Here is a 12,655-nt window from a genome sequence, read left to right on the forward strand (position 1 = left end):
CGCAAGCGGGTCAGAACAGAGCCGGTCAGACCACATGGGGCCACGTCAGAGCCCAGATCATGAAAAGGGCGCGGCCTCACAGCCGCGCCCAATCGTCGGTCAAAAAGACCCGAACTCAACTTTCGTCAAGCGACAGTGCCACAAAGCGCGGATCGCCGCCGCGACGCACCAGCAGCAGGATCGACTTGCGGCCCGCCTCGCGCGCCTCGTCGATCTTGTCTTGCAGATCGGTCACGCTCATCACCTGCGCCTGACCGGCTTCGGTGATCACATCGCCCTGACGCAGACCCTTTTCAAAGGCTTCCGCCCCCTCGTCGACCGCGAGCACGGCAAGGCCCTTATCGCTTTCCGAAAGGCCCAGCTCGGCGCGCAGATCGGTGGTCAGTGGCGACAGGGTCAGCCCCATCAGCTGGGTTTCGGCGGGCTCTTCCGGGGCCAACTGCTGGCTGGCCGGGAAGCTGCGCTCGGCTTCTTCGCGCCGGCCAAGGGTGATCAGCAGCGTCTCGGTGTTGCCACCGCGATTGACCACGACGCGCACCGATTTGCCCACTTCGGTATTGCCGACAGCACGGACCAGCTCGCGGGTGTCGGACACGTCGCGACCGTCGAACTTGACGATGACATCGCCGGCCTTCATGCCGGCATCCATGGCCGGGCCCTCGGGTACGTCGGACACCATCGCGCCGCTGGCAGAGGCAAGGCCAAGCGCTTCGGCCATATCCGGCGTCACGTCCTGAATGCGCACCCCAAGCCAGCCCCGGCGGGTCTCGCCATATTCCTTGAGCTGGGCGACGACCTTCTGCACCACGTTCGACGCCATCGAGAAGCCGATGCCGATCGAACCGCCGTTCGGCGACAGGATCGCGGTGTTCACGCCGATCACCTCGCCCTTCATGTTGAACAGCGGCCCGCCCGAATTGCCGCGGTTGATCGCCGCGTCGGTCTGGATGTAATCGTCATAGGTGCCCGACAGCGCCCGGTTGCGCGCCGAGACGATCCCGGCAGAGACCGAGAACCCCTGCCCCAGCGGGTTGCCCATCGCCAGCACCCAGTTGCCGACGCGCGAGGCGTCGCTGTCGCCGAACGAGACGAATTTCAGCGGCGAGTCTGCCTCGACCTTGAGCAGCGCGATATCGGTGTTGGGATCGGTGCCCACCAGCGTCGCCGGCAGGGTAAAGCCTTCGAAGAACTCGATGGTGATCTCGTCGGCGCCGTCGATGACGTGGTTGTTGGTGACGATGTAGCCGTCCTCGGAAATCACGAAGCCCGAGCCCAGAGCCGAGGAGCGGCGCGGTTGAGACCGATCACCGCCGTTACGGTCCTGAAATTCGCGGAAGAAATCCTCGAACGGAGAGCCCTCGGGCACGATGCCCTGCGGCCCGGTGCGCCCGGCGACCATGGTCGAGGTCGTGATGTTGACCACCGCCGGGCTGATGCGCTCGGCAAGATCGGCAAAGCTGTCGGGCATGCTCTGCGCACGGGCCATCAACGACTGTGACACGATCAGAAAAATCGACAGTGACGCGATCCAGAATAACCGGAGCGGCCGAGAGCCTTGTATTTCAGCAAGTGTTAAGGGTTTCACCTGGAACTCCTATATTGCGACAGGCACCATGCCCCGCGTGCGCGGTCGTCCTGCCCTATCTTCAACGAGGCTAACATAGTGATCCGGCAGAACCACGTCATAAAAGGTTGCAACGTCATCAAGCGCATGTGAAAGCGCGTGCCCGAACCGCGATGACGCAGCCGGAAAAGGCAGGTGCCAAGCCACTGCAGGGAACTGCCGAGCCTTGTTTCTACGTGGGGCGATTGCCGGATACCGATCCGGCGAGAACCCGGATCCGGTCGGACACCCCACCCGTTGCGACGCATTGCCGCGCAGCGGAAGACGGGCGGCTCAGCCGTGAAACATCCAAAGCAGAACCAGACCTGTCGCCAGCGAGGCCAGACCAAGGGCGCGGCGTGCCTCGATGGGCATCATACGAAGCGCCTCCAGCAGGCGTTCGACAAGCGAAGGGGCCAGTGCGTACACCAGCCCCTCGATCACGAGAACCATGGCGATCCCCGTTGCGATATCCGTCGCCGTCATTCCGACGCGGGTGCCTCGGTTGCGGGCTCGGCCGGTGCAGCAGCAGGCGCTGCCGGGGCGTTGCTTGCAGGCTCTTCTTCCGGGGCCGATGCAGGCGCGTCGGCCTCAAGCGCCACCGGAACCATCTCGCCCTGACTCTTGAAGTACTCGAAGAACTCCGAGTCCGGCGTCATGACCAAGGTCGAGTTGTCGCCCTGAAGCGCCGCCTCATAGGCCTGAAGCGAGCGATAGAAGGCAAAGAACTCCGGGTCAGCGCCGTAGGCTTCTGCAAAGATGCCGTTGCGTTCGGCGTCGGCTTCACCGCGGGTCACATCGGCATCACGCTGCGCTTCGGAGCGGGTTTCCACCACGGTACGATCCGCCAGCGCGCGCACACGCTGCGCCGCCTCGTTACCGCGCGCGATCTCGTCGGCGGCTTCGCGTTCCCGCTCGGCGCGCATCCGGGCAAAGGTCGCTTCGAGGTTCTGCGACGGCAGGTTGGTCTGCTTGAGCCGCACATCGACCACATCAAGCCCGAGCGACAGTGCCGAGGCCCGCGCCGCATCGCGGATGCGGTTCGAGAACTGGCGACGGTCAGCCGACAGGATCACGTCGGATGTGACCTGATCGGCACCCAGAACTTCGCGGATCTGCGCGTTGAGAATGCCCGACAGGCGATCCTCGGCAGTGCGCAGCCCGCCCACGCCGACGGCCTGACGGAATTGCACGACATTGGCGATCCGGTAGCGCGCGAAGGCATCGACCACGAGGCGGCGGTCATCGGACGGCGTGACCTCGATGGTGTCGGTGTCCAGCGACAGGATGCGGTCGTCATAATACACGACCTCCTGGATGAACGGGATCTTGAAGGCGAGGCCCGGGTCTTCCTTGACGGCCTTGATCTGGCCAAACTGAAGCACCAGCGCCTTTTCACGCTCGTCGACCACAAAGATCGACGATAGCACCAGCACCAGAGCCACGACCACCGCGGGCAGAATATAAGCTGTCTTGCGCATGGATCAGTTCCCCCCTGCCGGACGACGGTTCAGCTCATTGAGCGGCAGATAAGGCACCACGCCCTGCCCGCCGTCGGTCAGAGAGCCATCGAGGATGGTCTTGTCGACATCGCCCAGCACGCGCTCCATGGTCTCGAGATAGAGACGGCGGCGGGTGACTTCGGGGGCCTTGACGTATTCGGTGCGCACCGCCGAGAACCGGCTGGCCTCACCAACCGCCTGGTTGACCTGCTGCGCGCGATAGCCTTCGGCTTCTTCGCGGATCTGTGCCGCGTCACCGCGGGCTTCGGCGACGACCCGGTTGGCATAGGCGTCGGCCTGGCGTTCCAGCCGGTCGCGCTCCTGCTCGGCGGCCTGCACTTCGCGGAAGGCGTCGATGACCTCGCGCGGTGGGTCGGCCGTATCAAGGTTGACCCGCACCACGTTGATGCCGCTTTCATATTCGTCCAGCGTCGCCTGGATCACATCCATCGCGGTGTCGGCAATCAGGCCCCGGTCACGGTTGAGGATCGGCGCAAGGTTCGATGCGGCGATGATCTCGCGCATCACCGCCTCGGACACCGCCTGAACCGTCAGCTGCGGATCGCGGATGTTGAACAGCACGCGGGACGGATCAGAGATGTTCCAGACCACCTGAAATTCGATGTCCACCACATTGGCATCGGTGGTCAGCATCAGCCCTTCGGAATTGCCGTTGCGCCCGCCGCCGATGGTCTCGGTGCGTTCCGATGTCACGTTCACCACCTCGGCGGTGACAAATGGCCATGGCGCAAAGTTCAGACCGGGATCGCCGGTCGAGCTGTACTTGCCGAGAAACAGCTCAACAGACTGTTCTTCGGGGCGCACGGTGTAAAAGCTCATGTAGGCCCAGAGCGCGAGAGCGCCAAGCGCCGCCAGCGCCACGGTGCCCTTGCCAAAGCCCGGCCCGCCAGACCCGCCCGAAGGCGCGCTGCCATTGCCGCCACCGCGCCCGCCCATAAGCACGCGCAGCCGTTCCTGGCCTTTTTTCATCAGCTCGTCGATCTCGGGGATCTGCGGATCCTCGGGCTTGCGCCCGCCGCGATTCCCGCCGCCGCCATTCGATGGCGGGCGAGAGCCGCCCTGATTTCCACCGCCACCCCAGGGGCCGCCGCCGTTTCCTGCCATGTACTCCTGTCCCTCTTTCCCTCTGGACTCCCTTGTCCAGCGTAACCTGTGTATTCTGCCGCCGGTTTCAAGCCGTGCGGGTCGGATTGCGCATCGTAACGATCTCTTCGGACATGGTCGGATGCACCGCGACGGTCCGGTCAAAGTCTTCCTTGGTGGCGCCCATCTTGATGGCGATGCCCGCAAGCTGGATCATTTCGCCAGCGCCGGGGGCCACGATGTGGCAGCCCAGAACGCGGCGGGTGTCTTTGCAGACGATGAGCTTCATCAGCACCCGGGCAGGCCGCCCCGCGAAAGAGGTCATCATGGGGCGGAACGAGGTCGAATAGACCTCGATCGGGCCTTTTTCACGGGCGTCTTCCTCGGACAGGCCCACGGTGCCGAATTCCGGCTGGGTGAACACCGCCGACGGGATCAGATCGTGATCGACCGGCGTGGGGTTGTCCTTGAAGGCGGTTTCGACAAAAGCCATGCCCTCGCGGATCGCCACCGGGGTCAGGTTGACCCGGTCGGTGGCATCGCCAATGGCCCAGATCGAGGGCACGGCGGTGCGGCTGTATTCGTCGACGATCACCTCGCCCTTGCGGCCAAGTTCCACGCCCGCCTCTTGCAGGCCGATTCCATCGGTGTTTGGCTTGCGCCCGGTGGCAAAGAACACAAGGTCAAAGACCCGGGTTTCGCCATTGGTCGCCTTGACCCAGATCGGACCGTCCGCGCCTTGCGGCGACTCGACGCTGGCTTCGTGCATCGGTGTGCCCATCGGCACCGCGCCTTGGCTTTCGCCGGCCAGATCCTCGGCGGTGGCGCAGCGCATTTCGACGATGTCGGTGCCAAGGTGCAGCTTGATGCCACGTTCCTGCATGGCGTCGGAAATCAGGCCGCGCGCTTCTTCGTCAAAGCCGCGCAGGATCTGCGCGCCGCGGTAGAATTGCGTCACCTCGACACCAAGCCCGTGCAGGATGCAGGCGAATTCCGACGCGATATAGCCGCCGCCAACGATCAGTATGCTTTTCGGCAGCTTGGGCAGGTTGAAGATATCGTCGCTGACGATGCCCAGATGGGCGTTTTGCACCTCGGGGCGCACCGGGCGCCCGCCGGTGGCGATGAGGATATGCTTGGCGGTAAAGCTTTCTCCGGTCGAGAGGGTCACGCTGTTGGGGCCCGACACGCTGGCGCGCGCATCAAAGCTGGTGACCCCGGCATTGCCAAGCAGCTTGCGGTAGATGCCCTCAAGCCGGTCGAGCTCTGCCCCGAGTTTGCCCTGAAAGGCCGACCAGTCGAACGTGCCTTCGCCGTAGGTCCAGCCATAGCCGGCGGCGTCGGAGACGATGTTGCCATATTCCGAGGCGAACACCATCAGCTTCTTGGGCACGCAGCCGCGGATCACGCAGGTGCCGCCGTAGCGATCCGCTTCGGCCAATGCGACCCTGGCCCCTGTCTCGGATGCTGCAACGCGCGCCGCGCGCACGCCGCCAGAGCCGCCACCGATGACAAAGAGATCATAGTCAAAGTCGGTCATTGTCGCGTTCCCGTATCCTGGCACTGTCTTTGCTTCGGACAAGGGTATCCCACAGGGCCGCGTCGATGACCAGAGCCGGGGACCAGAGCCGAGGCCCGTTCTCAGATATCGCGGAACAGATTGTCGCCTTCGGCGAATTCCATCCGGTGCTCTTCGACGGTGCCAGCGTTGATGTCGCGGGTTTCCACCCGGCCATCGGCATAACCGATCACCACTCGATCGCAGATGTCGATGAACAGCCCGTTTTCCACGATGCCGGGGATCTGATTGAGGATCAGCGCCATCTGACGCGGATCGCCAATGCGCGCCAGGTGCAGATCAAGGATGAAATTGCCCTCGTCGGTCAGATAGGGCGTGTCGCCGTTCATCCGCAGCGTGCTGTCGCGGTTCATGACATCCATCGACACCAGCGCCTCTTCCAGAAGCGCCTGCGTCGCGGTCCAGCCGAACCGGATCACCTCGACCGGCAGCGGAAACGCCCCGAGCGTCTCGACCTCCTTGGCGGCATCGGCGATGACCACCATCTGGTCCGACGCGGTGGCGACGATCTTTTCCTGAAGCAGCGCGCCGCCGCCACCCTTGATCAGGTTCAGCTCGCCGTCGAATTCATCGGCGCCGTCGATGGTCAGGTCAAGCCAGCGCGCCTCTTCCAGCGTGATCACCTCGATGCCAACCTCGCGGGCCAGATCCGCGGTGCGGGTCGAGGTCGGCACGCCCTTGAAGAACAGCCCCTCTTCGCGAACCCGCTCGCCCAGACAGCGCACCAGCCACGCGGCGGTGGACCCGGTGCCAAGACCAACCCTCATGCCATCCTCGACAAAGGCCGCGGCACGTTTGGCAGCGACGAATTTGGCCTTGTCGATGGGCGAAAGTTCTCCGGTCATGATGGTCTCCTAGAATCCACGTGTCTGCGGCCTTATACGGGCGCACCCGCCAGCGCGCGATAGCGGATTCGCCGCAGAGGGCGTGAATTGCCTCGGGCTTTGGGGGTCTTTGCGCATTCCTGCGCTGGAATGCCGCATTCGTCCTGTGCCGCGGCGCCCCGTCGCGCTAGGCATGAGGAAACCGATCGCAGCAGGGGCGCCATGTTTCTTTCCGTCTTCGACATGTTCAAGATCGGCATCGGGCCGTCCTCCTCGCACACCATGGGGCCGATGGTCGCCGCCGCGCGGTTTCTCGACACGCTGCGCGCCGCGCCGTTTTCGGCGCATGGGCTGAAGGGCTCGCTGCACGGCTCGCTAGCCTTTACCGGGGTTGGCCATGCCACCGACCGGGCGACCATTCTGGGCCTCGCCGGGTTCACCCCCGAAGGCTATGTCGCCAGCGAAGCCGACGCCGCCATGGCGCGCATCTCCGCCGAAAAGCGGGTTACCCCCGACGGGCTTGGCGCGCTGGCCTTCGATCCCGCCACCGATCTTCGTTTCGATTATGATCACGCCCTGCCGGGCCATGCCAATGGCATGATGCTACAGGCGGTGGATGCGCAGGGCGACGTGATCCTGTCGGAAACCTATTATTCGGTCGGCGGCGGCTTCGTGCTGACCGAAGCCGAACTTGCGGCGGGCGATGACGTGGATCAGGGGCCAAAGGTGCCCTTCCCGTTCCGCTCCGCCGCCGAAATGCTCGAGATGGCCGCGACCTCCGGCCTGAGCATCTCCGAAATGAAGCGCCGCAACGAGCTGTCGCGCCGCCCCGCCGCGCATCTTGACGAGGGGCTGGCGCGGATCTGGGAGGTGATGAACGGCTGCCTCTCGCGCGGGCTCGGCCGCGATGGTATCCTTCCCGGGGGGCTGAAGGTCAAGCGCCGCGCCAAGGCGATCCATGATGCGCTGCGCGAGGAATACGGGCGCAACCTGACGGCACCGCATGTGATCAACGACTGGATGAGCTGCTACGCCATGGCAGTGAACGAAGAGAACGCCGCGATGGGCCAGGTTGTCACCGCGCCGACCAACGGCGCGGCGGGCGTGGTGCCCGCAGTGATCCGCTACTGGCTGGATTTCGTTCCCGGCGCGATGTCGACACAGGTTCCCGAATTTCTGCTGACCGCCGCCGCCATCGGCGGTCTGGTCAAGTACAACGCCTCGATCTCGGGCGCCGAAGCGGGATGTCAGGCCGAAGTCGGCAGCGCGGCGGCCATGGCGGCGGCCGGGCTGTGCGCCGTGATGGACGGCACCCCGGCGCAGATCGAAAACGCCGCCGAGATCGCACTGGAACATCACCTCGGCATGACCTGCGATCCGGTGCGCGGCCTCGTGCAGGTGCCCTGCATCGAACGTAACGGGCTGGGCGCGATCAAGGCGGTATCGGCGGCGAGCCTCGCCCTGCGCGGAGACGGCACCCATCTTGTGCCGCTGGATGCCTGTATCGAAACCATGCGCCAGACCGGGCGCGACATGCATGCCCATTACAAGGAAACCTCGCTGGGTGGGCTCGCGGTGAACATTCCCAACTGCTGACCCCTTGCGCGGCGCGCCCTTCCCCGCATAAGTCCCCCGCATGAGCAGCACCTACGATCCGCCCCAGGGGGACATTCCCGTCCTGCACCACGACCACGAGCTTTTGCTGGTCGACAAGCCCGCCGGGTTGCTGTCGGTGCCCGGCAAGGGGCCAGAGCTGGCGGACTGCCTGATCGCGCGGCTGGAACGGATCTTCCCGACGGTGCGGCTTGTCCACCGGCTCGATCGCGACACGTCGGGCGTGATGGTCTTTGGCCTGACCGAGCACGCTCAGCGCCACCTCGGTCGCCAGTTCGAAGAACGGCGCACGAAGAAGACCTACATCGCCCGCCTCGCCGGTAAGCTCGAACCAAAGACCGGAACCGTCGATCTGCCTTTGATCGTCGACTGGCCTAACCGGCCCCTGCAAAAGGTCTGCCACGAGACCGGCAAGCCCGCGCTCACCGACTGGCGCGTGCTGAAGAGCTCCGATGAGGAAACCCGCGTCAGACTACACCCGCTGACCGGCCGCAGCCACCAGCTGCGCGTTCACATGCTGGCGCTTGGTCACCCGATCCTGGGCGATCCGTTCTACGCGCCAATGAGCGCAGCCGAATATCCACGTATGATGCTGCATGCCGAAGAACTACGATTGCATCACCCCGACGGCGGAGCGGGCGTCAAGTTTCGGGTAAAGGCTCCTTTCTGACGCAGTTGCACGTCCCGGCGGTCCGTGTGGATTGACATGCCGGATGCCTCCGGCGGGGATATTTTAGGCCAGAAGAAGTCAGGAGCGCCGCGCCCCGGTTTCTTCTGGCTTCAAATATCCGGGGGGGGCGCGCGCAGCGCGGGGGGCTGGCCCCCTCTGCCTTTGACGATCACGCAAGGACGTCGCGGCATGCGAAACCTGCATGTCTGCCTTGTCAAATGAGCAAGGCTCGATGCGCTGACACCGCGCGCTGTTCGCGGTAACCGGGCGGTCACCACGAAAATTATGTCCAAGATCCGAACGGAAACGAAATAAAATGTCCTATTCCAGCGCCGATGCTGAAACGGCGGCGCCGCCACGCGCGCCCGCGCTCAATTCCCCCGCAAAAGTCCTGACGGCGAGCCTTGTTGGCACAACCATCGAGTTCTTCGACTTTTACGTCTACGCGACTGCGGCCGTGCTGGTCTTCCCCCAGCTGTTTTTCCCCGGCGCCGACGCGATGACCGCCCTGCTCGCCTCGTTTGCGACCTTCTCGATCGCCTTCTTCGCCCGCCCGCTGGGCGCGGTGGTGTTCGGGCATTTTGGTGACCGCATCGGGCGCAAGGCGACGCTTGTCGCGGCGCTACTTACCATGGGCATCTCGACCGTCATCATCGGCCTGCTGCCGACCTACGAGCAAATCGGCATCGTCGCGCCTCTGTTGCTGGCGCTGTGCCGCTTTGGACAGGGCTTTGGTCTTGGTGGCGAGTGGGGCGGCGCGGTGCTGATGGCGACCGAGAATGCCCCCGAGGGCAAGAAGAACTGGTACGGCATGTTCCCTCAGCTTGGCGCGCCGCTGGGCCTGTTCCTGTCTTCGGGCATGTTCTGGGTGCTGTTGCAATTCATGCCCGAAGAAGCGCTGGAAAGCTGGGGCTGGCGAATTCCGTTTCTGTCCTCCCTGCTGCTGATCATCGTCGGACTCTGGGTACGCCTGTCGATCACCGAGACCCCCGATTTCCAGAAGGCCATCGACAATGAAGAGCGCGTCGCCGTGCCGGTTGTCGAGATCTTCAGCAAGCACAAGGTCTCGCTTTTCCTTGGCACATTTGTGGCGCTGGCGACCTTTGTGCTGTTCTACATCAGCACCGCCTACTTGCTGAGCTATAACGTCAAGGTCGTGAAGATCCCCTTCACCGACGCGCTGGCGATCCAGATCTGGGGCGCGGTGATCTTCGGCCTGTTCATTCCGGTCGCGGGCAAGACCGCAGAGCGGTTCGGACGGCGCGAAGTCTTGGTCGCAACGACGCTGGCCATTGCAGCGTTCTCCTTTCTCGTGCCGGTGCTCATGGTCGAGAACGAGGTCCGCATCATGATCTTCATCACGCTTGGCATGGCGCTGATGGGCATGACCTACGGGCTGATCGGCACCGCGCTGGCGGCGCCCTTCCCGACCCGGGTGCGCTATACCGGCTCGTCGCTGACCTTCAACTTCGCGGGCATCGTCGGGGCCTCGCTTGCGCCCTATATCGCGACCTACCTGCAATCGACCTATGGCATCGCTTATGTCGGGTATTACGTCCTGATCGCGGCGCTGATCACACTGGCCTGCATCTTTGCCAGTGGACGCGGCAAGGTCTGAGCAAAGAAGAACGGCGGTCCCTTGAAGCCGCCGTTTTCCTATTCCTTTTCGATACCGTATTTCTTGAACAATCCGCCCTGCGTCATGAAGAACGCAAAGATTGCCGCGGTCAGGCCGAAGGTCTTGAAATAGACCCATGTCTCGGTCGGGAAATTGCGCCAGATCACCTCGTTGAGCAGCGCCAGACCGAAGAAAAACGCGCAGACCCGGCGGGTGAGGATCATCCAGCCCTCGTGCTGAAGCGGCATCACCCCTTCCATCACCTTGCGCAGCCAGCTTTCGCCGCGCAGCAGGCCTATCCCCAGCGCCGAGCCGAACAGCAGATAGATCAGCGTTGGCTTCATCTTGAAGAAGCGCTCGTCGTTGAGCCAGACCGACAGCCCGCCGAACACCACAATCAGCACCGCCGTGACGATCTGCATCGGCGACAGGTGCCCGGTCAGCTTCCACAGCAGCGCCGTGCTGATCAGCATCAGCGGGATGAACCCGGCAGTCACAAGGATGAAGCCCTCGTATTCGGTGCCACCGATGTCAAAGATCTTGTCCTTGAGCAGAACATAAGCGGCGAAGAACACCACGATGGGGCCGATCTCCAGCGCCGGTTTCAGGAAAGGGGTGATCTGTTTCGCCGTCATGGGGTGTCTCCGGGCCTGTGGGTCCGGAGTCAGATAGCCCCTGCGGCGAGGCTTCTCAATGGCGCGCGCTCACTGCGCGGCGCGGGAGAAGCCCTCGAAGAAAGCGTCGAAATGCTCTGATTGCCCGGCCAGCATGTCCAGCACCTGCATCGCCTGCGCCGACAGGCGCCCCTCGACGCGGGCGCGCATGACCGGCCAGTCCGCCCGGCGCTCCGCCCCTTCGGCATAAAGCGCCTCGGATAACTCGCGCAGCGGCGTGGCCCGCGGCGCACGGGTAAAGCCCATGCGCCCTGCCGCCTGCGGCTTGCGGAAGGCCACGCCCCCCGCCACCGCCGCGTGCCAGTGGCACACGAGGTAATCGTGATAATCATCGGCGATGTTGACGTGATCGCTGGTCTCGACGGTGAACATCTGGGTTTCGCGCTCGAGCCAGGCCGTCCAGAGCGGCGGCGGGGTTTCGCCCGCGTGGCGCAGCGCGATGCAGATCTCGGACAGCAGGTCGGAATTCTGCTCGAGGAACGCGAGGTTGCCGGCGAAATGCAGGCTGGTGATGGCGCGCGCGTCCAGCTGCGGGTCGCGGCGGCCATATTCGCCAAGGTAATAGACGATATGGGTCAGCTCGTAGGCGGCCTTCTTGTTGGGCAGCGTGAAGGTGGCGTTGCGGGCGCAAAAGGCGCGCAGCCGATCCTCGAGCCCGGCATCGTCTGACGCCTGAAAACCGCGCCGCGCCAGCAGCCGACGCGCTTCCATGCGCTGAAGGTCCGACAGCTCGGCCCCGGCAAGGTCGTCGCGCTGCGCGCTGGCGCAAAGCCGTGCGCCGATGTCGCCGCCCATGCCGAGATCTTCGAGATCGAGCACCATCGACAACAAGAAGCGATAATATTGCGGGAAGAAGGCCATGCGCTCTTCGGCCCCGGCGAGAAACCCCGCATGCACCTCAAGCGCCGCGCGCGGCACCGGGGTGCCGGTGCATTCCAAGATGTTCAGCAGCTCGGCGTTTTCCTTGAGCCAGAACGCGTCCTCCTGCCGCCTGCGGTGGTTGGCAAAACTGTCCAGCAGCGCGTGAAGGCCGTCTTCATGTCGGGGCGCTTGCTGCGGACGAAGGGCGATGACGTTGCTCATGGCGAACCTCTGGGCCGGATATCTGGGGCCGAAAACTTTGGGTTGAAATCTCGGGGCTGGCAGGGTGCAGCCGTGACTGCACCCTGAAAGGCTTGCGAGCGCCTCGCCCGACAGGGCGCCCGCAGCGGGGAGCGCTCAGGCGCAGCTGGTCGCGGTGGCGCTCAGCTCGGCGGGAGCCGCGCAGGAGGTGGCGGTCGCGGTCAGCTCGGCGCTGACGGCGCAGCTGGTTGCGGTGGCTTCAAGCCCAGCCGGGGTGGCGCAGGAGGTAAAGGCCGAGGTCAGCTCGGAGGTCACGGCGCAGCTGGTCGCGGTGGCTTCAAGCCCAGCCGGGGTGGCGCAGGAGGTAAAGGCCGAGGTCAGCTCGGAGGTCACGGCGCAGCTGGT

12 protein-coding genes are annotated in these 12,655 nt (G+C 64.4%); 3 read left to right on the plus strand and 9 right to left on the minus strand.

The genetic code is table 11. The features are described from left to right. Nucleotides 1-115: 115 nt before the first annotated feature. From Q4543_RS10110 to rpiA, 6 genes are all read right to left on the minus strand, one after another. Nucleotides 116-1,561 carry a DegQ family serine endoprotease gene (locus Q4543_RS10110; protein WP_303437889.1) on the minus strand — a complete coding sequence of 482 codons (1,446 nt, stop codon included), beginning with the start codon at nucleotides 1,559-1,561 and terminating at the stop codon, nucleotides 116-118. A gap of 336 nt (nucleotides 1,562-1,897) precedes the next feature. Beyond that, nucleotides 1,898-2,089, minus strand: a complete 192-nt coding sequence (locus Q4543_RS10115) for a DUF2065 domain-containing protein (RefSeq protein ID WP_216002893.1) — start codon at nucleotides 2,087-2,089, stop codon at nucleotides 1,898-1,900. Next, nucleotides 2,086-3,084, minus strand: a complete 999-nt coding sequence (hflC, locus tag Q4543_RS10120) for a protease modulator HflC (RefSeq protein ID WP_303437858.1) — start codon at nucleotides 3,082-3,084, stop codon at nucleotides 2,086-2,088. The genes Q4543_RS10115 and hflC overlap by 4 nt, the downstream gene beginning before the upstream one ends. A gap of 3 nt (nucleotides 3,085-3,087) precedes the next feature. Beyond that, nucleotides 3,088-4,230, minus strand: a complete 1,143-nt coding sequence (gene hflK, locus Q4543_RS10125; RefSeq protein ID WP_303437860.1) for an FtsH protease activity modulator HflK — start codon at nucleotides 4,228-4,230, stop codon at nucleotides 3,088-3,090. Between the two features lie 67 nt (nucleotides 4,231-4,297). Then, entirely contained in the window at nucleotides 4,298-5,749 is a 1,452-nt protein-coding gene (locus Q4543_RS10130) for an FAD-dependent oxidoreductase (RefSeq protein ID WP_303437863.1), read from the minus strand. Nucleotides 5,750-5,850: 101 nt separating this feature from the next. Then, nucleotides 5,851-6,633 carry a ribose-5-phosphate isomerase RpiA gene (gene rpiA / locus Q4543_RS10135; RefSeq protein ID WP_303437865.1) on the minus strand — a complete coding sequence of 261 codons (783 nt, stop codon included), beginning with the start codon at nucleotides 6,631-6,633 and terminating at the stop codon, nucleotides 5,851-5,853. A 201-nt stretch (nucleotides 6,634-6,834) separates the two neighbouring features. On the opposite strand from rpiA, the gene Q4543_RS10140 reads away from it, so the two are divergent. From Q4543_RS10140 to Q4543_RS10150, 3 genes are all read left to right on the plus strand, one after another. After that, nucleotides 6,835-8,208: an L-serine ammonia-lyase gene (locus tag Q4543_RS10140; RefSeq protein ID WP_303437868.1), complete on the plus strand. Its 1,374-nt coding sequence runs from the start codon at nucleotides 6,835-6,837 to the stop codon at nucleotides 8,206-8,208. 40 nt (nucleotides 8,209-8,248) lie between these two features. Then, on the plus strand, nucleotides 8,249-8,896 hold the full coding sequence (locus tag Q4543_RS10145; protein WP_303437871.1) for a pseudouridine synthase: 648 nt from the start codon (nucleotides 8,249-8,251) through the stop codon (nucleotides 8,894-8,896). A 316-nt stretch (nucleotides 8,897-9,212) separates the two neighbouring features. Then, nucleotides 9,213-10,514 (plus strand): MFS transporter, encoded by a 1,302-nt coding sequence (locus Q4543_RS10150; protein WP_303437874.1) that lies wholly within the window; start codon nucleotides 9,213-9,215, stop codon nucleotides 10,512-10,514. A 38-nt stretch (nucleotides 10,515-10,552) separates the two neighbouring features. Here Q4543_RS10150 and Q4543_RS10155 read toward each other — a convergent pair whose 3' ends face one another. The 3 genes from Q4543_RS10155 to Q4543_RS10165 all read right to left on the minus strand — a co-directional run. Next, nucleotides 10,553-11,149, minus strand: coding sequence for an inner membrane-spanning protein YciB (locus Q4543_RS10155; protein ID WP_303437876.1), 597 nt, complete (start codon nucleotides 11,147-11,149; stop codon nucleotides 10,553-10,555). A 69-nt stretch (nucleotides 11,150-11,218) separates the two neighbouring features. Further along, nucleotides 11,219-12,271, minus strand: a complete 1,053-nt coding sequence (locus Q4543_RS10160; RefSeq protein WP_303437879.1) for a hypothetical protein — start codon at nucleotides 12,269-12,271, stop codon at nucleotides 11,219-11,221. Between the two features lie 135 nt (nucleotides 12,272-12,406). Further along, the coding region (locus Q4543_RS10165; RefSeq protein ID WP_303437881.1) for a hypothetical protein at nucleotides 12,407-12,655 on the minus strand (249 nt) is incomplete at its 5' end.

This window comes from Salipiger sp. 1_MG-2023 (assembly GCF_030547555.1).
Classification (GTDB): Bacteria; Pseudomonadota; Alphaproteobacteria; order Rhodobacterales; family Rhodobacteraceae; genus Salipiger.